General features: G+C 62.3%; 23 protein-coding genes and 1 pseudogene. 11 read left to right on the plus strand and 13 right to left on the minus strand.

Going from position 1 to position 23,850, the window contains the following annotated elements:
• Positions 1 to 289: 289 nt before the first annotated feature.
• Positions 290 to 589 carry a DUF1236 domain-containing protein gene (locus tag FJ946_RS05995; RefSeq protein WP_140515085.1) on the plus strand — a complete coding sequence of 100 codons (300 nt, stop codon included), beginning with the start codon at positions 290 to 292 and terminating at the stop codon, positions 587 to 589.
• Between the two features lie 167 nt (positions 590 to 756).
• Here the strand turns inward: FJ946_RS05995 and FJ946_RS06000 are convergent, their stop codons facing one another.
• From FJ946_RS06000 to FJ946_RS06035, 8 genes are all read right to left on the minus strand, one after another.
• Positions 757 to 1,122 carry a hypothetical protein gene (locus tag FJ946_RS06000; protein WP_140566533.1) on the minus strand — a complete coding sequence of 122 codons (366 nt, stop codon included), beginning with the start codon at positions 1,120 to 1,122 and terminating at the stop codon, positions 757 to 759.
• A gap of 416 nt (positions 1,123 to 1,538) precedes the next feature.
• Positions 1,539 to 1,982 (minus strand): transposase, encoded by a 444-nt coding sequence (locus tag FJ946_RS06005; protein WP_348640509.1) that lies wholly within the window; start codon positions 1,980 to 1,982, stop codon positions 1,539 to 1,541.
• 88 nt (positions 1,983 to 2,070) lie between these two features.
• Positions 2,071 to 3,015, minus strand: coding sequence for an agmatinase (gene speB, locus FJ946_RS06010; RefSeq protein ID WP_140498317.1), 945 nt, complete (start codon positions 3,013 to 3,015; stop codon positions 2,071 to 2,073).
• Positions 3,016 to 3,076: 61 nt separating this feature from the next.
• Positions 3,077 to 4,087: an agmatinase family protein gene (locus FJ946_RS06015; RefSeq protein ID WP_140547660.1), complete on the minus strand. Its 1,011-nt coding sequence runs from the start codon at positions 4,085 to 4,087 to the stop codon at positions 3,077 to 3,079.
• Positions 4,088 to 4,128: 41 nt separating this feature from the next.
• On the minus strand, positions 4,129 to 4,947 hold the full coding sequence (locus tag FJ946_RS06020) for an amino acid ABC transporter ATP-binding protein (protein WP_140498319.1): 819 nt from the start codon (positions 4,945 to 4,947) through the stop codon (positions 4,129 to 4,131).
• Between the two features lie 30 nt (positions 4,948 to 4,977).
• Entirely contained in the window at positions 4,978 to 5,628 is a 651-nt protein-coding gene (locus FJ946_RS06025) for an amino acid ABC transporter permease (RefSeq protein ID WP_140566528.1), read from the minus strand.
• 3 nt (positions 5,629 to 5,631) lie between these two features.
• On the minus strand, positions 5,632 to 6,279 hold the full coding sequence (locus tag FJ946_RS06030; RefSeq protein WP_140515083.1) for an amino acid ABC transporter permease: 648 nt from the start codon (positions 6,277 to 6,279) through the stop codon (positions 5,632 to 5,634).
• 110 nt (positions 6,280 to 6,389) lie between these two features.
• Positions 6,390 to 7,244 (minus strand): transporter substrate-binding domain-containing protein, encoded by an 855-nt coding sequence (locus FJ946_RS06035; protein WP_140566525.1) that lies wholly within the window; start codon positions 7,242 to 7,244, stop codon positions 6,390 to 6,392.
• Positions 7,245 to 7,542: 298 nt separating this feature from the next.
• On the opposite strand from FJ946_RS06035, the gene FJ946_RS06040 reads away from it, so the two are divergent.
• Entirely contained in the window at positions 7,543 to 8,502 is a 960-nt protein-coding gene (locus FJ946_RS06040) for a LysR family transcriptional regulator (protein WP_140566522.1), read from the plus strand.
• Between the two features lie 75 nt (positions 8,503 to 8,577).
• On the opposite strand, the gene FJ946_RS06045 is transcribed toward FJ946_RS06040, so the two are convergent.
• The 3 genes and pseudogenes from FJ946_RS06045 to FJ946_RS31070 all read right to left on the minus strand — a co-directional run.
• Complete coding sequence (locus FJ946_RS06045) at positions 8,578 to 9,210, minus strand: urea carboxylase-associated family protein (protein WP_140566519.1); 633 nt, start codon at positions 9,208 to 9,210, stop codon at positions 8,578 to 8,580.
• 17 nt (positions 9,211 to 9,227) lie between these two features.
• Complete coding sequence (speB, locus tag FJ946_RS06050; RefSeq protein WP_140498325.1) at positions 9,228 to 10,196, minus strand: agmatinase; 969 nt, start codon at positions 10,194 to 10,196, stop codon at positions 9,228 to 9,230.
• 261 nt (positions 10,197 to 10,457) lie between these two features.
• Positions 10,458 to 10,595 (minus strand): annotated as a pseudogene (locus tag FJ946_RS31070) (tyrosine-type recombinase/integrase); the annotation flags it as partial.
• Positions 10,596 to 10,692: 97 nt separating this feature from the next.
• Between FJ946_RS31070 and FJ946_RS06060 the strand changes: the two are divergent.
• The 9 genes from FJ946_RS06060 (at position 10,693) to FJ946_RS06100 (ending at position 21,144) form a co-directional block, all read left to right on the plus strand.
• Complete coding sequence (locus FJ946_RS06060; RefSeq protein WP_140566516.1) at positions 10,693 to 11,439, plus strand: FCD domain-containing protein; 747 nt, start codon at positions 10,693 to 10,695, stop codon at positions 11,437 to 11,439.
• Between the two features lie 51 nt (positions 11,440 to 11,490).
• On the plus strand, positions 11,491 to 12,474 hold the full coding sequence (locus FJ946_RS06065; RefSeq protein WP_140498327.1) for a substrate-binding domain-containing protein: 984 nt from the start codon (positions 11,491 to 11,493) through the stop codon (positions 12,472 to 12,474).
• 80 nt (positions 12,475 to 12,554) lie between these two features.
• Positions 12,555 to 14,462 (plus strand): sugar ABC transporter ATP-binding protein, encoded by a 1,908-nt coding sequence (locus FJ946_RS06070; protein WP_140515078.1) that lies wholly within the window; start codon positions 12,555 to 12,557, stop codon positions 14,460 to 14,462.
• Between the two features lie 23 nt (positions 14,463 to 14,485).
• Positions 14,486 to 15,424: an ABC transporter permease gene (locus FJ946_RS06075; protein WP_224619126.1), complete on the plus strand. Its 939-nt coding sequence runs from the start codon at positions 14,486 to 14,488 to the stop codon at positions 15,422 to 15,424.
• A 15-nt stretch (positions 15,425 to 15,439) separates the two neighbouring features.
• Entirely contained in the window at positions 15,440 to 17,395 is a 1,956-nt protein-coding gene (locus tag FJ946_RS06080) for a hypothetical protein (protein WP_140566515.1), read from the plus strand.
• A gap of 41 nt (positions 17,396 to 17,436) precedes the next feature.
• Positions 17,437 to 18,423 carry a D-erythronate dehydrogenase gene (gene denD, locus FJ946_RS06085; protein ID WP_140560426.1) on the plus strand — a complete coding sequence of 329 codons (987 nt, stop codon included), beginning with the start codon at positions 17,437 to 17,439 and terminating at the stop codon, positions 18,421 to 18,423.
• 53 nt (positions 18,424 to 18,476) lie between these two features.
• Positions 18,477 to 19,742 carry a 3-oxo-tetronate kinase gene (gene otnK / locus FJ946_RS06090; protein WP_140566513.1) on the plus strand — a complete coding sequence of 422 codons (1,266 nt, stop codon included), beginning with the start codon at positions 18,477 to 18,479 and terminating at the stop codon, positions 19,740 to 19,742.
• Positions 19,739 to 20,392, plus strand: a complete 654-nt coding sequence (otnC, locus tag FJ946_RS06095; protein WP_140566510.1) for a 3-oxo-tetronate 4-phosphate decarboxylase — start codon at positions 19,739 to 19,741, stop codon at positions 20,390 to 20,392. Before otnK ends, otnC begins: the two co-directional genes overlap by 4 nt.
• Positions 20,392 to 21,144, plus strand: a complete 753-nt coding sequence (locus FJ946_RS06100) for a TIM barrel protein (protein ID WP_140566507.1) — start codon at positions 20,392 to 20,394, stop codon at positions 21,142 to 21,144. The genes otnC and FJ946_RS06100 overlap by 1 nt, the downstream gene beginning before the upstream one ends.
• A gap of 401 nt (positions 21,145 to 21,545) precedes the next feature.
• On the opposite strand, the gene guaA is transcribed toward FJ946_RS06100, so the two are convergent.
• Positions 21,546 to 23,108 (minus strand): glutamine-hydrolyzing GMP synthase, encoded by a 1,563-nt coding sequence (gene guaA / locus FJ946_RS06105; RefSeq protein ID WP_140498335.1) that lies wholly within the window; start codon positions 23,106 to 23,108, stop codon positions 21,546 to 21,548.
• 54 nt (positions 23,109 to 23,162) lie between these two features.
• A complete protein-coding gene (locus FJ946_RS06110) occupies positions 23,163 to 23,831 on the minus strand; it encodes a 5'-methylthioadenosine/S-adenosylhomocysteine nucleosidase (protein WP_140566504.1) in 669 nt (222 codons plus the stop codon).
• Positions 23,832 to 23,850 lie beyond the last annotated feature (19 nt).

Here is a 23,850-nt window from a genome sequence, read left to right on the forward strand (position 1 = left end):
GCCGATCACCAAAAATGTGACGGCTGCGGCGAAAGTTGGCGCGAGCAACCAACGCGCTTGGCCAATGCTTTTATCCATCTGCTTTCTCCTGATTTGGAGAAGCAACTAGCCTAGCCCTAAGCCGTTCCGCCTAGTCTCAAGAGATAAGACCATTGCGTTTTGTGATCGGCCTTTGGTCTGGTCAGGATTCCGACTGAAGCCTGATCGAGGAACGTTCGGCCTGCCGACGTGTTCAGTTGCCTGGCGCACAGAAGACTTGTGCTGTCGCCGGAACAACAGGAGAAAAACCATGAGGATCCCCCTTACCAGCACCGCTGCCGCGCTATTGCTTTTGGCCGGCGTCGGCGCAGTTGCGGCACAGGATGTTGTCATCACACCGGAACAGGACACCGTCGTGCGCAAATACGTGAAGAAGCAACCGCTGGCTTCCGTGAACCTTCTCGGACTTGAGCTGAATGTCGGCACGGCTCTGCCGGACACGGTCGAGCTCCATGAGGTCCCCAATGTCAAATACCGGTATGTGGTGATCGACAACCGCACGGTTTTGGTGGACCCGGGCACCCGCAAGATCGTCAAAGTCTACGACTGAGACCTAGAACGAACCCGACCTCCGCCATAGCTGGCGGCGGGTTGGGTATGTCAAATCGCCATTCGGACAGTTGAGATAAACTCCTGAAGTCGAGACGTCGCAACCCCCTCGTGGCGCGCCTGGTGGATCTCTAGAACACGCGCTCAACTCGACTTGGCACAAGGTACTTACTTCCTGGTGATCCAATCCAGCAAGCCAACTTCGACCTGATCGCACCCGGCGTATTCGAGTACCAGGGTCTTAGCCAGATCGCGCCATCGACATTTGGGCGCGTATGTTCCCAACACCAAATCTTTGAACACTGCCCGGAGAACATCGGCATCGAACGCTGAGATAGCGAAGGGAACCGGGTCTGCATCCCCCCAAGCTCGGGAGGTGTCATCGCCATGGCTTTGGCGCAGGCGTTTCAGAAGCTCGCGTGATGCCGCGAGCACGCGTCGGGAGTGATCAATATCGCGCGGAAATGCGGCGCGACGTGGCAGGAAGGTGGCTTCAATAGCCGCCCGCGCAATGTCTGTATGGGTATCGAGCATCGCTGCCTCCCTTAAGCAGTTATCGGGGCTGCACCTTCTTAGGTGCTGAGCTGCGAATCTCAGTCATCAGCCCTTGCTCTCGGAGCCGAGCTGTCTTCGCATCCCGTGCCGCCCGCTCGACCTCGATCGACTCGCGCGCAACATCCGAGGTGCGCTCTTTTCTCTCGTGCCTTTTTTTTCGGTGAACCGTTGCCTTCTCCGCATCGTCGCCCCGATCTGACGGTCCCGCGGTGTTGTCGCACAGAACGATTGTGGCCAGATGCGGGCGACCTGGGAGGTGTTTCACCTGCCGAGCCAGCAGCCGCTGCCGCTCGGGCTGCGACTGTTTTGCGAACCGTCTAAAAGGTTGGACATCATGGCCAAGCCAATCATCCACTTTGAAATAATAGGGCGTGATCCTGCGAACCTGCGCCGCTTTACGCGGAACTCTTCGGATGGGAATTCGAGATCGGCGGATCGGTCTCGCCGCTTGTTCCCGACGCAACTATGGCTTCCTTGCCCCGCCTCCGGGGCTCAATCGGTAGCAGGGGCGTTGGAGGCGGGAGAAATTTTGATCCGGATGTAGTCCCGCTTCTTGGACGTGGTGCGCTTTTCAGAGCCCCCTTTAGAAACTCAATTTCCAAGGCTTGCCGGCCTACCAGCCGCTCCAGCGCTGCAATCCGCGCCTCATAGGTCTGCATTGTGTCGGCCGCCGCCACGTCTTCGTCGAAGGAGCCGGCCTCGTATTTCTGAACCCAGATGCGGATCAGGTTACGCGCCAGTTCGTGCCGCTTGGCGAGACCATGCAGCGTCTCGCCGGACAGGAACTCCTGCACTACCTGACGTTTGAACTCGATGCTGTGCGTGCGATAAGTCACCATGGGCTTCCATCCTTCGAAAGCCCGGCTTCCAAGTCAATTCTGCTTGTTCATCCTGTCCGGCCCGAGGGGCGCACTCCACACATGGGTCTCATTTAGCCGGTATTTGCACCGTCATGACGCAGAGAAGCTCGAACAGGAGGGTGGCACCGGTTAGCGCGGTGACGCCCGAAGGATCGAGCGGCGGCGAGACTTCGACCAGATCGGCGCCGATGATGTCGACGCCGGCCAGCGCTCGGATCATCTTCTGGGCCTCGCGCGTCGTTATGCCGCCGATCTCCGGGGTGCCAGTGCCGGGGGCAAAAGACGGATCGAGCGCGTCGATGTCGAACGAGACGTAGGTCGGCGCGTCGCCGACGATCGAGCGCGCCTCGGCCATCACCGCGCCCACGCCGCGCTCCATGAATTCCTCGATGAAGATGATCCGGATGCCGGCCTCGCGGGCGAAATCGTAGTTTTCCACATCGGAGATCGCTCCTCGGATGCCGATCTGGACCATGCGCTTGGGATCGAGCAGGCCTTCCTCGACGGCGCGGCGGAACGGCGTGCCGTGATTATAGCGGTTGCCGAAGAACTCGTCATAGGTGTCGGAATGGGCATCGAAGTGAATGAGGCCGGCCGGTTCCTTGGCGATGCCGCGCAGGATGGGCAGCGTGATCAGATGATCGCCGCCGACGACCAGAGACCGGGCGCCGGAGTGGTGGACGTTTTCGAAGAAGGCGCTGATCGTGTCCAGCGAGCCGGGCAGGTCGAGCGGGTTTACAATCACGTCGCCGCAGTCGCCGGCACGAACCTGTTCGAAAGGCGAGACGCCCGTGACATGGTGGACGCGCCGCACCAGGCTGGATTGGTTGCGGATTTCGCGCGGTCCATGGCGCGCGCCCGGCCGGTTGGTGGTGCCGCCGTCGAAGGGGACGCCGATCAGCGCGATGTCGACCTGCTCGGGGGTAGCCATGGGCAGGCGCATGAAGGTTGAAGGGCCGGCAAAACGCGGAACGCTGCCGGAATCGAGTGGCTGGAAATTTGTAATGCTCATGGTCTTGTGTCCTGTTGGCGCATCGGGTCGCTTGACCGCGAGGCGCACTCCGAAGGTGGTGCTATTTCTGTTGGAAGTCGGACCTGTGGGCGTCGCGCCAGGCGTTCTGCTTGCCAGCGCGCTTGGCCGCGAGGCAGAACAGGGCCTCGGCCAGCAGCCGGCCGGCCAGGATGCTGGTGGTGCCGCTGGAAGCATCGAAATCCGGCGATACCTCCACGAGGTCGAACCCAGCAAAGCCGTCGCGGGCCACTATCCTTACGCCGCGAATGATCTCGCGCGAGGTAAGGCCGCCTGGTTCGGGGCTGTTGGTTGCCGGGGCAAAGGCTGGATCGACGCCGTCGATGTCGAGGCTGATATAGAGGCGCGCGCCGTCGGCACTGGCGATGGCGCGTGCGCGTTCGGCAACCGTTTCGATGCCGAGGCGCTCGACTTCCTCCATGGAAAACACGGTGATGCCGAGCTTGCGGTAGAGCGGGGTCCATTCGAGCAGGTTGCGGGGGCCGCGCGCGCCGATGACAACGATGCGGCGGGGGGCCACCTTGTCGAGTTCGGCAATGCGCAGCAGGGGCGAGGCGCGGGTGAGGCGGTCGCCACCGAAGGATTCGCTGAGATCGAGATGGGTGTCGAAGACGATGAGCCCGACCGGGGTGTCGCCGGCGTCGGAGACCGCGCGTACCGCCGGATAGCTGATGCCGTGATCGCCGCCGATGGTCAGCGGCACCGCCCCGTGGACCAGCACCGCGGCAAGCCGCGCTTCGAGGCGGGCGTAGCTGGCGGCATTGTCGCCCGGCACTACATCGATGTCGCCGGCATCGGCGACGGTGATATGGGCCAGCATGTCGAGGTCCCAGTCGAAGCTGTAGCTGCCGTAAAGAAGCGAGTATTTGCGGATTTCCTGCGGGGCGCGGCGGGTCGCGCCGCCGCGAAAGGTGGCGATGCCGTCATAGGGCATGCCCACCACCACAGCGTCGGCGGAAAGACCTGCCAGATCGCGCACATAGGGAAATGCCATGAAGGGTGGCACGTCGCCATACATGCGGGGAACACCTGCCGGGCTCAAACCTTCGCTCATGGTACGGTCCTCCGTCTTGTCGTGTCGATTGTGCCGCTGCCCTACTGGCCGGCGGTGGGCTCGCTCTGGAACAGCATGTTGCGCTGTCTCCAAGTGTCGAGGAATTCACGCAAGCGCGGGCTTTGCGGATCGTTGAAGAGTTTGGCGGGCGGGCCCTGCTCGATCACCTTGCCGCGGTCCATGAAGACGACACGGTCGGCGACCTGGGCGGCAAAGCCCATCTCGTGCGTCACCACCACCATGGTGATGCCCTCGACGGCCAGTTGCTTCATGGTGTCGAGAACCTCGCCGACGAGCTGGGGATCGAGTGCGGAGGTCGGTTCGTCGAACAGGATCACATGCGGCTCCATCGCGACCGCCCGGGCGATGCCGACGCGCTGCTGCTGGCCGCCGGAAAGCTGCGAGGGGTAGCGCTCGGCGAAATCCGCGAGGCCGACCTTGGCCAGCGCACGGCGCCCGCTTTCCTTCGCCTTGGCGGCGGGAGCGCGCTTGGAAAGACGCAATCCCAGCGTCACGTTATCCAGCACTGTCATATGCGGCCATAGGTTGAAGTGCTGGAACACCATGCCGACGTTGCGGCGCACGGAATCGATGTTCTGGTCGCTTTCTCGTACCAGTCCTTCGGCACCGCGCTTGTAGCCGAGCAACCGGCCCTCGATCTCGATCTCGCCGCTCGTATATTCCTCGAGGAAGCTCGCGCAACGCAGCAACGTGCTCTTGCCCGACCCCGAGGGTCCGATGATGCAGACGACCTCGGAGAGGTTGATGTCGAGCGAGATCCCGGACAGGGCCGCGAATGTGCCGAAATCCTTGGTCAGATTCCGGATCTTGATGACGGGCTCGGTGGTTTCAGTGGCCATCGTTTATTCCCAAATTGGTGGTTGAGCGGCCTAGAACCGCACCCGGCGCTCAACATATTTGCCGAGCTGCGCGACTGCCTCGACCAGCAGCCAGTACAGTAGGGCGGCGGCGAGATAAGGTTCGATGACCGCGTAGGTCTCGTTGACGAATTGCGTCGTGTTCTTGGTCAGCTCGGCAACGGTGATGATGGACAGCACCGCGGATTCCTTGATCAGGATGATGATCTGGTTGACCATCGGTGGCGTGATCATGACCAGCATCTGCGGCAGCTTGATATGGCGGATGATCTGCGTGCCTGAGAGCCCGGCCATGCGCGCCGCCTCGATCTGGCCCTTGGAGATCGACTGGAAACCGGAGCGGAAGATTTCGGCGAAATAGGCGGCACCATAGAAGCCGAGGCCGAAAACACCCACCGCTTCGGCACTCAGCCGGAGGCCTATGCTCGGGCCGCCATAATAGAGCACGAACAGCAGGATCAGGATCGGCAGGCCGCGCATGATCTCGATATAGGCACGAACGACCCAGCGCAGCGGCGTGAACGGCGTGCTCTCGAGGCAGGCGAGCAACAGGCCGATCGCCAGCCCGAGGGCTGTGGCAAGTGCGCAGATCCAGGCCGTCGTCGCTAGGCCGGCCAGCATCAGCGGTCCATATTGCACCCACAGGTCGAAGAATTGCGCCATGGCTCAGGCCCTCCGCGCCAGCCGTTGCTCGGCCATGCGGCCGATCAGCGACAGAAGGAAATTGATGACGATATAGATGACGGCGGCGGTGATGTAGATTTCGAACGGGCGATAGGTGGTCGCGACGATCTGCTGGCTTACCCGCATCAGTTCCGTCACCGCGATGACGGAGACCAGCGATGAGTTTTTCAGGATGCTGATAGTCTCATTGACCAGCGACGGGATGACGAGGCGCAATATCTGGGGCACGAGTATATGCTGGCGCCCCGCCCATTTGCGTATGCCTACCATGCGCGCCGCCTCCAGTTGCCCTGGTGGAATGGCCAAAAGTCCGCCGCGAAATATCTCGGCCTGGAAGGCGATCGTGTTCAGGGTCAGCGCGAGGATGGCCGCGAGAATGGGCGCTACATTGATGCCGATGAGCGGCAGCAGATAATAGATAATCAGCAACTGCACGAGGATGGGCGTGCCGCGCCACACGCTTTGATAGATGCGCGAAAAGCAGCGCAGCCACGCCTTCTTCGAGGTGACGCCGAAGCACAGGACGAGGCCGAGCGGCATGCCGAGGATGATGGCGACGCCCGACACCAGGATGGTCATGCCCGCGCCCCAGAGCATGATGGGCAGGTTGTTCTGGATGAGGGCGAACATTGCCAAGTCGTCAGACCTTATGGACTTGAGGCCAGGCTTGCAGCCTGTGCGTTTTTAGGCAGGCGAGGCTGGAAAGCCTCGCCCTTATCCGGGCGTTGGACGCCGACTCGTCAGCTCTTGGGTTCGGGCAGAGCGTCCGTCGGCAGTTTCATGGTGAAGCCGAACCACTTTTCCTGAAGTTTGGCCATGGTTCCATCGGCGGCGAGCTTGCGGAACTGGTCATCGATGAAGTCGGCAAGCGCCTTGCTGTCGTCGTCCTTGCGGAAGGCCCAGCTGAAATAGGTCGGGTCCCCGAACGTTGTGCGGATGGTTTCGAAGACGTCGCCGCGCTGCGTCTGCAGGTAGAGCAGATTGGGCAGGGAATTCACGACGGCATCCGTGCGCCCGGCAGCGAGATCGGCATAGGCTTCATTGAAGTCGACATAGGTCTGGATGTTAGCGATCGGCGCCAGGCCTTTTGCCTTTAAATCCTCGGAAAAGGCCTCGGTGCCCTTGAGCTGTGCCGAGCCGGCCTGCGTGCCGACATTTTTGCCGCTCAGGTCTTCGGGCGTGTTCAAGGCGGCGTCGCCTTTGCGCTTGACGTAGGAGAACGACGCGTCGGCGATTGGCAGAGACAGCCTGTAGGTATCGTAGCGCTGTTTGTTAACGGTGACGGAGGTTATGATGGCATCGAACTTCTCCGTCTGCAAACCGGGCAGCAAGCCCTGGAACGGCAGGTCGAGCCGGTTCACCTTCACGTCCGGCAGCGCCTTCATGACTTCTTCGAAGAGGTCAACTCCGTAGCCTACGATCTTGCCGTTTTCGACATATTCGAACGGCGGGTAGCGGGCCTCGGACGCGATGGTGATTTCCCCCTTTGCCTTGATCCGATCCAGAAGATCGGAGGCGGTGGCAATGCTCGCCACGGCGAGCGAGAGCGACGCGGCCAACAGCGTCGAAGTGCACAGTTTCAAAGCGGATCGCATAACTTCCTCCAGTTTCGTATGTTCCCGTTTATTATGGATTATTTGGAGTCCGAGGCTTCTGTACGCGCTCAGGAATCTCGCATGCGTGACGAGCCTTAAACCTCCAGGTCGTCAGCCGGTTGCAATGCCGGCCCGATTGTTTGCTTCCCCAGTGGCATGACGGCACGGCACCATCTGGTAGGGCAGCATGGCAGGATTGAATCTTTGATAAACATGGAAGGAATAGACTATACATCGAAGTTGACGATGTAAGGCTGATACCCAACACCGTCTGAGAGGCTCAGGGAGGAGTGTCAGAATGCGTCTGTCGGTTGCCGACATTCGTGCGCTCAGGGTTTTCCGCTCGGTGGTCGAGCATGGCGGATTTACCGGAGCACAGCTTGCTTTGGCGATGAGCCAATCGACGATCAGTTTCCAAATCAACGCGTTGGAGGAACGGCTGGGGTTTTCGCTGTGCCAACGCGGCAGGCGCGGCTTCGAACTGACCGATAGGGGCACCGCGGTCTATGAATATTCCCATTCGCTGACTTCAGCGCTGTCGGCGTTCGAGATGCAACTGGGCGAACTGCGCTCCAAGGCGACGGGTGTGCTGCGCGTCGGGATCGTCGATGCCACCGTTACCGATTCAGCCCTGGGCCTCGATGACGTCATTCATCAGTTTATCAAGAAAGCCAGCGAAGTCGATCTGCGCATCACCATCGGCTCGCCTGAACAGCTTATCGCGGAAACCGCCAAGGGCGGGATCGACTTCGCGATCTCCCCCCGCATCAAATTGCTGCCCGGCTATTCGCAGACCGAGTTCCATTATGAAATCAACTCGCTCTACTGCAGCGAGCGCCACCCGCTGTTTTCCCGCAAGCTGGTGACAAAGGCTGATGTGGAAGCATCGCAGATGGTGGTGCGCCCTTATGCCAACAAGTCGGAATTGCAGCATTTCCCCAACGCGCATGTCGGCGCCTATGCTTCGAATATCGAGGCGCAGGCGATGTATATCCTGAGCGGCCACTTCGTCGGCTATCTGCCGGATCACATGACCGCCACGTTTAGACAGAACAACCGGCTTAAGGCGCTGCTTATTCCCGAGGCGCAGATCCGCTCGCCCTTCGTCATCATCGCGCCAAAGCACAAGAAAGCGTCGCTGTCGCAGAGGATTTTTTTTCAGGAACTGCGCAAAAGGGTGGGGAGTGCCGAAAAATCGGCCGGAAAAGGGCAAGCCGCCGACGCAAAAAACAAGGCGCCCAAGGTACGCGGCATGTAAAAATTCCGTTATGCATTGATCCCGAAAAGCGAGAGCCGCCTTTCGGGATCAATGGTCTGGATGCAGGGCTGCGCTTTAAAGGCGCGGCGCCTTGGCGTCGATCCGATAATGCGCTTCGGTGGGAACGCAGCCTTGACCGTTTACCGGAATGAGGTCCTGCGGGCAGGCTGAGAACGCGACGATCAAATCCATTTCCGCGCACATCGACACATAGGAGCCCGGTCCCGCCACCGGTGCCTCGAAGGTGACCGAACCGTCTTCGCCGACGGGAATGTTCATGAACAGGTTGAGCGGCGAAGGGGTTTCGGGTGGCGTCAGCCCGACCGCGCCGAGGGCCGCCGCCAGATTGTCGGTGCAGTTGTCATGGTGCCCGACATGGCCCAACTGCTGGTAGCGATAGCGGTCGCAGGCGGCGATCAGCGTATCGTGCACGCCACCCGACGTGTCCTGTATCAGGGTCAGCATCGGACGCCGCCTGTTGCTGCACAGCGTGTCGCCGTTCTGCGGGTTCACCTTGAGCATGGCTCCACGACTGTGCTCCATCGACATGAATTCCGCGATATCGTCGGCGCAGAAGGCCCAGGTGTCCACCACCTGGGTGCCGTGGGTGTTGATGACGGTGATCACCTGGCCTTGGGCAACGCGCGTCGCCACGCCCTGGCGGGCAGGAATGACGTGAACCTGACCGTTACTTGCGTTCGTTGGCATCGTTGAATTCCTTTCGTTCAGCGTCCGCGCGCTCCGTGTTCGACGAAGATATAGCCGAGAAAGTTCAGGAGTACCTGTGCTGCGAGAAAGCCGGTGATGCCCGAAGGGTCGTAAGCCGGGGCCACCTCGACGAGGTCGATGCCGACGACGTCGCCGCGCTTCACAAGGCCCCGGAGCATTTCCATTACTTCATAATACAGGAAGCCGCCATGGCTAGGCGTGCCAGTGCCCGGCGCAATCGACGGATCGAAACCGTCGATGTCGATCGTCACATAGTAGCGTACGCCTTCCGGAATGGTCGCCAGAACACCTTCGACGCCGAGCTTGCGGGCCTGGCGGACGGAAAGGATCGTCGAGCCGCGTTGGCGCGCATCCTCGTAACCGTCGCGGGCGGTCGAGGAGACGTTGCGGATGCCGATCTGGCTGAGGCCGCTAACATGCGACTGTTCGGCCGCGCGGCGCATCGGATTGCCGTGTCCTTCGCGCACGCCATGACGCACGTCGACAAAGTCGAGATGCGCATCGATCTGCACGATGTGAATGGGGCCATGTTCGCTGAACGCCCTGACGCAGGGAATGTTGATGGCATGGTCGCCGCCCAGAACGACGGGCAGCGCTCCGCGTTCAAGAATCTTGCGGACCGCCATTTCCGTATTCGCGTGGCTGGCCACGGTATCGGTATGCACGATATCCGCGTCGCCTATATCGACGATCCGCACCTTGTCGAGCGGCAGATAGATCTGGTCGTCCTCATGGTCGTAAGCGCCGGCATGACCGAAGGAAAACAGCGTCGAGGCCTCGCGGATGGCGCGGGGGCCGAAACGTGCACCGGAGCGGTACTGGGTCCCCATGTCGAAGGGCACACCCAGCACGGCGACATCCGCGTCGATCTTGTCCCAATCAAGGCAGATCGGCCGTTTACCGAAGGTGCTAAGCCCAACGAAGGGGAGATCGAGCCGCCCACCCTCATACCCGTGTCCAGACATCGAGACTCTCCCTTTCGGATAACCCTCACGCCATCCGGCAGCGACCTTCGATATGAGCCGAAGCGCTTAAGCTGGAGTGAAGCACGACAGGCCTGCGGTCTGTCTGCCTCGTGGCTAGCATGGTCCCGCCACTCCTATCCATCACGAGTATCGGGCGTTCATATCGATTTATCCGGAAATTGGCCGTATTAGGGTTAGAACAAGAGCAGCCCGAAATCCATGGAAGGAAGACTCCCGCTCCGCCGGTGAGCGCTGTCGTTCGAGCTTGCTGTGCCCGAGCAGCACCTGGATGACGCTGATGTCGACATCCTGCTCAAGCAGGTGAGTGGCGAAGCTGTGCCGGAGAGTATGCGGGCTGAGAACGTTCTCACCGCTCCCAAAGCAATATCTCTTGTCAGCCGAGATTTGACGGCCGCGTCTCGCTATTGACGCACAGCTGAAGCAGGCCTACTGGTACATATACCGGACCACTAGACCTCTTCGGATGTAAGGACGGATGGACCTACGAGCGATTCTGACCGACGACGGGAGTGCGCTTGGCGGCGTGCCGAAGCATTCGATGAAGGACTTCGTCGTCCAGAAGATCGCGACATTCATTGCGACCGGCATTCTTGACGTGGGGGACCCGTTGCCAAGCGAGCGTGAACTTGCGGGCGCTTTGTCGGTAAGCCGCGAGACGGTGCGCGGCGCGATCCTGATCCTTTCCACAAAGGGCATCCTTTCCGTCGCCCAGGGCACGCGGACAGTGGTGGCCTCGACGGAAGTCGGGGAACTCGCGGTTCAATCGGCCCGCTATCGCGACATTTCCAGATACAGTCTTGACGACGTGCATGAGGCGCGGTTGCTGATCGAAGATCAGGTGGCGCGGGCCGCGGCCGTCCGGGTTGAAGCCGCGACGCTCGAGACCCTGCAAAAGTCGATCGAGGCGCAGGAAGCGGCGATCGACGATCCCGTTCGCTTCCTCATTTGCGATCGCGAATTTCACACGGCCATCTATCGGGCGGGCGGCAATGCCGCGCTGGCGGATATCGCCGCCGATCTCTATTCCTACCTTCTCGACCATCGGCGGCGAGCAGTCGCCCAGCCTTCAAGCATCGCAACGAGCATCGCCGATCACCGTGCCATTCTTGCGGGACTTGAGGCGCGCGATTCCGAGGCGGCCGCAAGGGCCTTCGCGGTCCACGAAACACGCATCTACACCACGACCAAGCAGCTTTTAACGCGATCCGCTCGAAAGGGATAAGAATAGGGGCGGATTGCCGGGCAACCATGCAGCACAACAGGAGGAGTTCCCATGCTGACAAGACGCCTTTTTGCCACCGCAGCCCTCGCGGGCGTTGTCGCGCTGACCGGCATTGCCGGGACGGCGACCGCCGCTCTCGCCGAATCCAAGGAGTTGGTCTATCTGACTCCAGGCCTTGATCTTGCCTTCTGGCGATACCTCTCCAAGGGCATCGAGAATGTCGCAACCAAGGGAGGCTACACCTATCAGGCGCTGGATTCGGGCAACAATGCCCAGACCCAGCTTAAAAATGCCAAGGACGCGATCGCCCGCGGCGTCGCCGGGATCATCATCTCTCCGACAGACAGTTCAACCGCGCCGGCCGTGCTCGATCTCGCCAAGCAGGCAAACATTCCCGTGGTCATCGCCGACATCGGCACGGACAGCGGCGACTATGTGTCCTTCATCATCTCTGACAATTATCAGGGCGCGAACGGCGTCGGCAAAGCGCTGGCCGAGGCAATGAAGGCCGCCGGCAAGCAGGACGGCAGCGTGGGCATTGTCGGCATCAGCCAGGCCCGCCTCAACGGCCAGGCCCGCACCAAGGGCTTCAAGGACGCGATGACAGAGGCTGGCATCACCAAGGAAGCCGGGCTGCAGCAGATGCAGACCTACACCGCGGACGAAACCTTCAAGTTCACGCAGGATATGACGACCGCGAATCCGGACATGAAGGGCCTCTTCGTCCAGACCGACGGCCCGACGCTGGGCGCCTTGCAGGCAATCAAGGCGGCCCGCCTCACCGGCGACGTGCTGGTTGCCGGTTTCGACGGCGTGCCGGAATTCGTGCCGTTGCTGCAGTCGGGCGAACTGGTCGTTTCGGGCATGCAGCAGCCGTATCTGATGGGCCAGGAATCGGGACGCGCGATGGTCGACCATCTCGGCGGCAAGACTCCCGAAAAGAAAATCCTCGTGCCGATCAAGATCGTGACCAGCAAGAACATCGAGCAGGAGCTTCCAACCATCAAGGAAACGGTCTTCGCCAACGAGATGTAATCGGGGCCTGGCCGACATAGGCCGTCCGGGGGCACCCTCCCCCGGACGCTTTATTCGTACCACTTGGAGTGTGTCCTCGGATGGTAGACAGCAGCAAGATTCCCGAGCCGCTTCTCGTGGCTCGTGGCGTCACCCGCCTGTTTGGGAACGCCTACGCGCTCAGCAACGCGTCGATAGCGCTCTGCCGGTACGAGATCTGCGGATTGCTGGGCGCGAACGGCGCGGGAAAATCGACGCTGTCACGGATCGTTTGCGGACACCTGCCGCCTTCATCGGGCGAGATACTCTTCAAGGGTGCTCCCTTGACCGTCGGATCCGCGCGCGACGCGCTGCGTTCCGGCATTGCCCTCGTGGCACAGGAAACCAGTCTGGCGCCCGACATGAGCGTGCTGGAGAATATCTTCCTACCCAGCTACGCGATGCCGGGCCGTCTGTCTTTCAGCCAGTTGCGACACAGGGCGCAGACCATCCTGTCGGAACTTGGCCACGACCACGTACTGCCACTCGACATCGAGGTGCGCCGGCTCTCGGCAGCGCAACGCCAACTCGTCGAAATAGCCAAGGCGTTGGCCCTCAACGCCGATCTTGTCATCTTCGACGAGCCGACGGCCTCCCTCTCGCCGATCGAGGTTGACCGGCTGTTCGAGATCATGGGACGGCTGAAAAACAGCGGGAAGGCACTCGCCTTCGTGTCGCATCGGCTCGAGGAGGTCTTCGCAGTCACCGATCGCGTCACAATCCTGCGCGAGGGCAAGACCGTGGCCGAAAGCGTGCCTACGGCGGGGCTCACGCAGGCCGACGTCATCCGCCACATGGTGGGACGCGACATCGGAAATGTGTATCGAAAGGCCGTCTCGCGAGTGACCACTAACGAGCAGCCGGTGGCTCTGGAGGTAATTGGGCTCAAAGCCCCGCCTTTCGTGCGTGACGTCTCGTTCACGGTGCGCAGGGGTGAAATTCTCGGCCTCGGCGGGCTTGTCGGAGCTGGACGCTCGGAGAGCGCCGAAGCGATATTCGGACTGCGCCACCGCAGCCGCGGGCGCGTCCTTGTCGGCGGCAAGGAGATTGCCCCCAACAGCCCTATCGCGGCAATCCGCGCCGGTCTCGGAATGGTCGCCGAGGACCGGCGGGCCCAGAACATCGTGCCCGACATGACGGTCGGCGAAAATCTCTTCCTCGCCCAGATGGGCAAGCACAGGGGTTTCGGGCGAGGCCATTCGGCGCGCCGCAAGCAGGCCAGCGAGCTGATTTCGCGTCTCGACCTTCCGACCGACCGCATGGATGCAAACCTTCTGCACTTCTCCGGCGGCATGCAGCAGAAGATCATTATCGCGCGCTGGCTGCTGATCGAGCCCGAAGTGCTCATCCTCGACGAGCCTACGAAAGGCGTCGACATAGGGACACGCCAGGCAATCTACGAACTGCTGCGCGAGGTGGCCGAAAGGGGGATAGCCGTAGTCGTGATCTCCTCGGATTTCCAGGAATTACTGGGGATCTGCGAGCGGGTCGTCGTGGTGAGTGACGGCTATACCATCGCCGACCTGCCCGCCTCGCGACTGAGCGAAGAGAGCCTGACGCTGCTCGCCGCGCCCCGAAGCTCAGCCGAGCGCAACACGGCATTCCTGCGCGATCTTGTCGCCGGCCATGGCGGCACGGCATTTTGGGGATTGATCGACGACGACCGGTTCGTCTGCCTCGCCCTCGCCGAGGGTACGCCGGGTGCAACGATGGGACTCGCGGCCGGGCATGTCTATCTTGCGCAGGAGACGGCAATCCCCCTCGCGCTTGGAAGGCGTCAACCCGGCATCGTGACCGAGAATGACGGCCGCTCTACCTTGCTTGCACCACTGTCCAATCGCCGAGGGCACGATCTGGGATGGATCGGGCTCAGCCTGCCGGCCGGCTCCAGGCTGCCGGACGCCGGGGCCCTGTCGGCCCGGATCGCCGGCCTGTTCGATACACCTCAAGACGAAAAGATCGACGCATGAACGCGCCCACACGATCGTTTGCGATGCCCAGATTCGCCAGCACGCTTGAGTTCCGGATGCTCTGCCTCGCCATGGTGCTTGCGGTGATCCTGTCGTTCATCTCGCCGCACTTCTTCACCGAGCGGAACATGTTCAACATACTCGACCAATCGGTGGTGCTTGGCATAGTTGCCGTCGGCATGACCCTGGTGATCCTGACTGGCGGCATCGACCTGTCCGTCGGGTCGGTCGCGGGCGTGACCGGCATCATCCTCGCCCTACTCCTGAAGGAATTCCCCATTCCGGTGGCGATCGCGCTCGCCATAGGTTGCGGCGCCCTGATCGGGCTTTTCTCCGGCGTTCTCATCGCAGTGTTCGGCCTGGCGCCCTTCGTGGTGACGCTCGGGGTCATGGCGATGGGGCGCAGTCTCGCCTATATCGTGTCGGGACAGCGCTCGATTTCGGGACTGCCCATGGGGCTGCAGAACATCGTCTACACGAACCTGCTGGGCATCCCCGCCAACGTCATCTTCCTCATCGCGCTCTACCTCGCCACCTGGGCGTGGCTGACATATTCCAAGGGCGGGCGAACCATCTACGCGGTCGGCTCGAACATCGAAGCCGCCCGGGCGGCCGGCCTCAACACCCTCTTCTACTCGATCTTTCCCTACGTGGCGTCCGGTGCCCTTTCGGCGACGGCGATGACCTTTTCGCTGGCGCAGATCATGTCGGCTGACCCGATCGGGGGGAACCAGCTTGAACTCGACGCCATCGCGGCCGTGGTCATCGGTGGCGCGAGCCTCTACGGCGGACGAGGCACGATATTCGGCACGCTGATGGGGGTTCTGATCATGGTGATGATCCGCAATGGCCTCAACCTGCTCGGCGTCTCGCCGTTCTGGCAGGGGACCGCCATCGGCGCCATCATCATCCTCGCCTTGCTGGCCGAGCGCCTCATCACCTGGAAATCGCGCCGCGTTTGAGACCGGGAGAATCCTATGACACAGTCCGATCCTTCCCGCGCCGTCCGCCTCTACGGCACCGAAGAACTACCGGCAGAGGAGCGGCTACTGAGCGCCGGGCCCCTCAGCGTGCTTTTCGACGGCGCGAACCTGCGCGACTGCCGCATGCATGGCGAAGAGGTGATCCGCGCAATCTCGTTCGTGGTCCGCGACAAGGACTGGGCGACGCTCATTCCGAAGATCACCGACCTGGTCGTCGAAAAGGACGACGATCGCTTTCGTGTGGCCTATCGCGCAAGCGTTGCCAGCAAAGGCGAGACCTTCGGCTATGACGTGGGCATCGCTGGTACCGCGGCAGGCGTTCTGACCTATTCGGCTCGCGGAACCACGCCGACCGGGCTTCTCACGAACCGGACCGGCTTTGTCGTCCTGCATCCCATAGAGGGCATAAGCGGCGCGGCCGCCACGATCACGCACACAAGCGGCGAGAGGGTCGAGACACGGTTTCCTGTGGAGATCGATCCGGTGCAGCCGATGATGGATCTGCGTGAAATCTCGCACCGTACTCCCGGCGGGCTGGAGGTCAGCTGCCTTATGGAGGGCGACGCGTTCGAGATGGAGGACCAGCGGAACTGGACCGACGCCTCCTACAAGACCTATGTTCGTCCCCTCGCTCTGCCCTGGCCATACAGGATCGAGCCCGGCGAGGTCGTCGAACAGAAGATCACCCTGACCGTCAAGGGCTCTCCCAAGGGTCCGTCGCGTCAGGCGGGAGGCATCGCCGCCCTGACGCTCGGCGAGGCGGCGGACGCGATTCCACCTCTCGGCGTCGGATTGCATCCCGATGACGCTTCGGCCGCATTGCGGCATGTCGAGACGCTTGCCCAGCTCGGCGTCGCCCATGTCATCTGCCATTACGATCCGCGGCTCGGCCATGATGCCGAAACGCTGGCGAGGCAGGTCGAGATCGCCATCGCAATGGGCGCCCAACCCTGGCTCGAAGCAGTGGTCGAGCATGCCGACGATGCTGGCGCCGCGGCGGAAATCGACTCCCTGGGCAAGGTGGCCGCGAGGCTCGATCATCGCTTCACGACGGTTCTGGTGTCGCCCGCACCCGATCTTAAATGCACGCTGCCCGGCAGCATCTGGCCGCCAGCGCCGGATGCGGCGAAGCTCTATACGGCCGCGCGCGCGGCCTTCCCCGGATCTCGCATCGGCGGAGGCATGTTCAGCTTCTTCACCGAGCTCAACCGCAAACGTCCCCCGGCCGAGGCGATAGACCTCGTGACATTCACGACGGCGGCGATCTTCCACGCTGGTGACGACCGCTCCTTGATGGAGACGCTCGAATGCCTGCCGCATATTGCCAGGACCGTGCCGGCGATCGCCAAGGGCCGCCCATATTCCGTTGGGCCGTCCGCAATCGGGTTGCGCGACAATCCCTATGGTGAAGCGCCGGTCGCCAATCCCGCCAACATCCGGCAGGCGGTCAATTTCAATGATCCGCGCCAGCGGGGCGTCATGGGAGCGGCCTGGAACCTCGGCTACTTCGCCGCCTTCGCGGAAGGCGGCGCGGCGGCCATCGCGCTCGGCGCCGCGGTCGGCCCGTTCGGCGTCCTCTCCGTGCCGACGTCATTTCCGCAGCCCTGGTTCGAAGGCAAGGGCGAGCTCTATCCTGTCTGGCACATCGTGCGAGGCCTGGCGAAGCTCAAAGGCTGCCCGCTCCGTCCGCTGCGATCGTCGGTCCCTGGCGCAGTGCGAGGAATCGCGGCGGTTACCGAAAAAGGCACCGAGCTGTGGTTATGCAACCCCTCGCCCAACGCGCTGGAGGTGCGCCTCCCCGAAGGCTTCGCGCGCGCTGCAATTCTTGACGCCTCATCTTTCGTCGCGGCATCGCGCCAACCGGATCTGCTCGATCGGCTGACGCATGACGGAACGCAAACCCTGTCGCTCGAAGCCTACGCAGTCGTGCGCGCGCTCAGGCCGGTCTGAAGCGGCATCACAAACCAGTCCCGGAAGAGAACGGAGCATCCATGCATATACTCATCATTGGCGCTGGTGGAATGATCGGCCGCAAACTCGCGGCCGAGCTTTCGCGGACAGCATCGCTTGGAGATCGAAAGATCGACCGGATGACGCTGGCGGACGTGACGAAGCCGCCGGTGCCAACCGGTGACATAGGTTTTGTCGAAGCCATTGCCGCCGATATTTCCGCTCCCGGCGCAGCGCAGGATCTGGCCGCGCGCCGCGCGGATGTGATCTTCCATCTCGCGGCCATCGTGTCCGGCGAAGCGGAACGCGATTTCGAGAAGGGCTATCGCATCAATATGGACGGCACGCGCGCTCTTTTCGAGGCGATCCGGCTGGAAGGAACCCGGCGGAAATATATCCCCAGGCTGGTGTTCACCTCCTCGGTTGCTGTCTATGGCGCGCCTCTGCCCGACCCTATTCCCGACGACTACATCCTTGCCCCGCTGACCAGCTACGGCACCCAGAAGGCGATATCCGAGCTGTTGCTGGCCGACTACTCGCGCCGCGGCTTCCTCGACGGCGTCGGGATACGCCTGCCGACGATCGTCATTCGGCCCGGCACTCCCAACGCGGCAGCCTCGGGCTTCTTCTCCGGCATCCTGCGCGAGCCACTCGCCGGGCAGCGCTCCGTGCTGCCGGTGAAGGAGACCGTCAAGCATTGGCTGGCGAGCCCGCGCTCGGCGGTAGCCTTCCTCATCCATGCCGCGATGCTCGATACATCCGCGCTGGGCGCCCGGCGCACGCTGAACATGCCGGGTGTCGCGGCCACGGTCTCCGACCAGATTGCCGCGCTCCGCCGCGTGGCAGGGGCCGAAGCCGAGGCGTTGATAGACCGCACGCCGGACGAGGCGATCGAGGCCATTATTGCCGGGTGGCCGAAATCCTTCACGCCCAGGCTGGCCACCAGTCTGGGCTTTGTGGCCGAAAGCACGGTCGACGAACTGATCGCGGTTTACCTGGCGGACGACGCCCCGAAGACCATCCCTTAACCGTTAGGGCATGGTCGCCAAAGTTCCGTGAAAGTTGAAACTGGGAAATTCCGATGCTTCTGGGCTGCATAGGCGATGATTTCACCGGGTCTTCCGACCTGGCCAACACGCTTGCCAAGGGGGGCATGCGCACGGTCCAGTACAACGGCGTTCCCAACACCGCCTCCGACCGCTCGGTCGACGCGGGCGTCGTTGCCCTGAAGACCAGAACGATATCCGCCTCGGAGGCGGTGAAGCAGTCGCTCGCGGCGTTGGAGTGGCTTCGACGCCAAGGCTGCCGCCAATATCTGTTCAAGTACTGCTCGACATTCGACTCGACGCCCGAAGGCAATATCGGTCCCGTGCTGGACGCTCTTGGCGACGCGTTGGGAGCGGCACGCGCGATCGTCTGTCCGGCGTTTCCCGCAACCGGCCGGTCGATCTACCAGGGGCATCTTTTCGTCAACGATCGGCTGTTGAGCGAATCCGGCATGGAGAAGCATCCGCTTACGCCGATGACGGATCCCGATCTGAGACGTTGGCTCGCACGACAGACCAGGCGCGCGATCGGTCATGTCCCCTACAGCGTCGTGGCGGAAGGAAGCGGCCCGATCAGGGATGCTCTGAAGGCGGCATCTGCCAGCGGCTCTCGCTACGTCGTGGTCGATGCCATTCTGGACAAGGATCTTGTCGCCATTGGCGAGGCTGCCGAAGCGGATATCCTGCTCAGCGGCGGTTCGGGAATCGCCCTTGGACTTCCGGCCAACTTTCGTCGGGCCGGGTTGATCGGCACGGCGGCCACGCATTGGATGGGAATACAGGGGCCGGCGGCCGCGCTTTGCGGTTCGTGCTCGACCATGAGCCGGCGCCAGATTGCCGAGCACCGGAAAAGCCATCCGACGCGCGTTGTGGAGGTGGATGCGGTCGTGGACGGCACGGCCAATCCTGTTGAATATGCCGAGTGGGCGATCGACCGCCAGCACCACGGCTTGCCACTGGTGTTCTCGTCGGCCGAGCCCGAAGCCGTCGCCGCCGCACAGAACCGCTACGGGAAGGAGCGCGTCGCGACGGCGGTTGAAGGTTTTTTCGGCGAACTGGCGCGTCAGCTTTCGGCGCGTGGCGTACGCCGGCTGGTTACGGCGGGCGGCGAGACATCGGGGGCCGTCGTATCGGCGCTCAACATTTCGTCATTCGAGATCGGACCCGAGATCGACCCCGGTGTTCCGGCGTTGAAGGCCCGTGACCCGGATATGGTGCTCGCCCTTAAATCGGGCAATTTCGGTTCGGCCGGGTTCTTCGAAAAGGCAGCCGACGTCCTTACGGGAGGCGTTCTACGATGAGCGATGAAACAAGACTCAGGGATCAGATGTGCAGCATCGCTGCGTCCATGTTCGCGCGCGGCCTCACTGCGGGAAGCTCGGGGAACATCTCCGCCCGCCTCGGCGACGGTCGGCTGCTCGTCACGCCGACAGGATCGTCCTTTGGCGCGCTCGACCCCGCCCGCCTGTCGCTCTTCGACGCCGAGGGACGGTTCCTGGACGGCGACAAGCCGACGAAGGAGATGCCGCTGCATCAGGCGTTCTACGAGACACGCGGCGCGCGCACCGGAGCGGTCGTCCATCTTCATTCGACCCATTCCGTCGCGGTTTCGCTTCTGCCCGACATCGATCCCGACAGCGTCTTCAAGCCGCTGACGGCCTATTCGATCATGCGGCTGGGAAAGGTGAAACTGCTGCCCTACATCCGGCCCGGCGACCCGGCGATGGGAGACGCCGTGCGCGGACTCGCCGGGAAACGGTCGGCCGTATTGCTGGCCCACCACGGACCCGTCGTCGCCGGCAAGGATCTCGAAGCCGCCGCCTACGCGATGGAGGAACTTGAGGAAACGGCCAAGCTCACGCTTCTCACCCAGGGCTTGCGGCCCAAGATCCTCGCGGCTCCGCAAATTCGCGAGTTGGTGGAACACTTTGACGTGGAGTGGGACGACTGATGCAACTTTCGGCCAATCTGGGATTTCTCTTTCGTGACCTAGCGCTTCCGGATGCGATCCGCGCGGCCAAGCGGCGCGGTTTCGCGGCGGTCGAGATGCATTGGCCGTACGATACCGACGCATCGGTGGTCGCGGCGCTGCTCGCCGAAACCGGTCTTCCGCTGCTTGGCATCAACACGGCCCGGGGGGATGTCGGGGCGGGCGATTTCGGCCTCTCCGCGCTGCCGGGCCGTGAAACGGAAGCGCGCGCGGCGATCGACCAGGCGATTGAATGGGCAGCCGTAACAGGCTGTCGCAACATCCATGTGATGGCAGGAAAGGCAATCGGTGACGAAGCCTTCGCGACGTTCACCGGCAATTTGCGGTACGCTTCGAAGGCGGCGGCACGGCACCACATCGGCATATTGATCGAGCCTCTGAACCCGCGCGATGCGCCGGGCTATCTCCTCTCCGACCTTTCCACCGCACTGCGTGTGATCGATGCGACAGACGGTGCGGTAAAGGTAATGTTCGACTGCTATCACATGCAGATCATTCAAGGCGATTTGCTTAACTCGGTAAGGCAATTTTCCGACAAGATCGGCCATATCCAATTCGCCGCCGTACCGGATCGTAGCGAGCCCGATCACGGCGAGGTGGACTATGGCTGGCTCCTGCGCGCAATCGCGGACGCCGGCTATGATGGCGCATTCGGCGCCGAATATCGCCCCACTACCGACTCGTTCGGATGGATGAAGCGTTTTGACCACTAGAGGCCTGAGTGCGCGTGCTTGGCGCGGCACGCTTTCGGCCCCGGCGGAGCCGATATCCACGCCAGACAGGAGGCGCGAGAATACCCGATCGATAGCGGATCTGCCGCGTTCGGGATGACCTAGGCTAGAAAGCCGACCTTGCGTTCGAGGGGCCAATGCAACTGCCAGGGTCATATGCTGCTATGCTGCGATCAGGGACAAATGTCCCCTTTCAGAAGTTTGCAGTGCAAGTCTGTTGGACTGATATACGGCGCAAAGACGTCGTTCGCGTCATCAGCCGGGGTTGGCGATCTTCTCTGCGCACCGATTGTGGCTGATTGTCCCAGATAGGATTTATATTTGTTATCAGACAGTTACGTCGCGGATTGGCGTGTTTTCGGCGGCGTTTGAGTGGGCCTGAATCACTCCCACTCAATTGTTCCCGGCGGCTTCGACGTCACATCATAGACCACGCGGTTGATGCCGCGGACCTCGTTGATGATGCGGGTGGCGGCGGCGCCCAGGAAGGCCATGTCGTAGTGATAGAAATCTGCCGTCATGCCGTCGACCGAGGTGACGGCGCGCAGCGCGCAGACGAATTCGTAGGTGCGGCCGTCGCCCATGACGCCGACCGTCTGCACCGGCAAGAGCACGGCGAAGGCCTGCCAGATGGCGTCATAGAGGCCGGCCTTGCGGATCTCGTCGAGATAGATGGCGTCGGCTTCGCGCAGGATCTCCAGCTTCTCGCGCGTGATGCCGCCGGGGCAGCGTATGGCGAGACCCGGGCCCGGGAACGGGTGGCGGCCGATGAAACTCTCGGGCAGGCCGAGTTCCTTGCCAAGTGCGCGGACCTCGTCCTTGAACAGTTCGCGCAGCGGCTCGACCAGCTTCATGTTCATGCGCTCGGGCAGGCCGCCGACATTGTGGTGCGACTTGATCGTCACCGACGGGCCACCGGTGAAGGAGACGCTTTCGATGACGTCGGGATAGAGCGTGCCTTGCGCCAGGAAATCGGCGCCACCGAGTTTCTTGGCCTCTTCCTCGAACACCTCGATGAAGAGCCGGCCAATGGTCTTGCGTTTCTTCTCGGGATCCGCCTCGCCTTCGAGCGCACCGATGAAGCGATCCGACGCGTTCACCAGAATGAGCGGCAAATTGTAATGTTCACGGAACATCGAAACGACGCCGGCGGCCTCGTCTTTACGCATCAGGCCATGGTCGACGAGGATGCAAGTGAGTTGGTCACCGACGGCCTCGTGGATGAGCAGCGCGGCGACCGAGGAGTCGACCCCGCCCGAGAGCGCGCAGATGACCTTGCCCTTGCCGACCTGCTTGCGGATCGCCTCGACCGCGTGCTCGCGGTAGGCGCGCATCGTCCAGTCGCCCTCGATGCCGGCGATGTTGTGGACGAAATTCCTGAGCAGCCGGGCGCCGTCGGGCGTATGCACCACTTCCGGATGGAACATGATGCCATACATCTTGCGCTCGACATTGCCGAAGATGGCGAAGGGCGAGCCTTCCGACTTGCCGAACACCTCGAACCCCTTGGGCAAGGAGATGACGCGGTCGCCATGGCTCATCCACACCTGGTGACGCTGGCCGATTGCCCAGAGGCCCTCGAACAGCGGACTTTCCTTCTCGATCTCGACGAAGGCGCGGCCGAATTCGCGATGATTGGAGCTTTCGGCAACGCCGCCCATCTGCACGCACATGGCCATCTGGCCATAGCAGATGCCGAGCACCGGCACGCCGGCCTCGAAGACGATCTGCGGCGCCCGCGGACTGCCGATATCCGTGGTCGAGGCCGGACCGCCGGATAGGATCACGGCTTTTGGATTGATGCGCTTGAATGCCGCCTCGGCCGACTGGAACGGCACGATCTCGGAAAACACGCCGGCCTCGCGGATGCGGCGGGCAATGAGCTGGGTGAACTGGCTGCCGAAATCGACAATCAGGACGGTGTCGGGTTGATTGGCTGTTTTCATGGCGAGCGTTTAGAGAAAGAAACGAGTCGACGCAATGGGTTGCGAACCTGACTTTCAGACCGGTCCCGTCACGTCACCGGGAGATGCCGTCCGAAGCAAGCCCGAGCCGATCGCCTGTTCGAGGCGCATGACGGCATCCGCCAGCTTTTCGTCGATGACGTGCAGATATTCGGTCCAGTCGCCGACATGCCTGAGATCAGCCGCGCCGTCGGAAATGCCGCGCAGCCCAATCAGGGGCACCTCGAACAGTTGGCAGGCGCGCAGGCAGGCGAAGGTCTCCATGTCGACCATGTCGGCCGCGATGGCGTCAAAGGCCGCGCCGGTGATGATTGCGCCGCCCGTCGACAGCGTCGCCTCCTTTGTGCCCGGGATGCGCAACGGCAGCGGCACCGTAACCGGCAAATCGAGAAATGGCGTCGCGCCTTTCTCGAAGCCGAGCGGCGAGGCGTCGATGTCGCGATAGCTGACCGAGACCGCCTGATAGATCTCCGTCTGCTCCAAGGTCCGGCTGCCGGCGGAGCCGAGCGACACGACGAGGTCCGGCAGCGCATCTTGCGACTTCAGCCAGGACAATTCGGCGCCAAGCCGGACGGCTGCCTCGATCGGGCCGACACCGGTCATCAGCGGGGTAAACAGCCGCTGTAGATGCGGCCCGTATTCGGCCTGCACCGCCATGACGAAGAGGACGTTCTTGCCGGACAGGCGCGACACTTTGTCGGTCATGATGATTTACTCCTCCCTG

The sequence above is a fragment of the Mesorhizobium sp. B2-4-7 genome, assembly GCF_006442685.1.
Classification (GTDB): domain Bacteria; phylum Pseudomonadota; class Alphaproteobacteria; order Rhizobiales; family Rhizobiaceae; genus Mesorhizobium.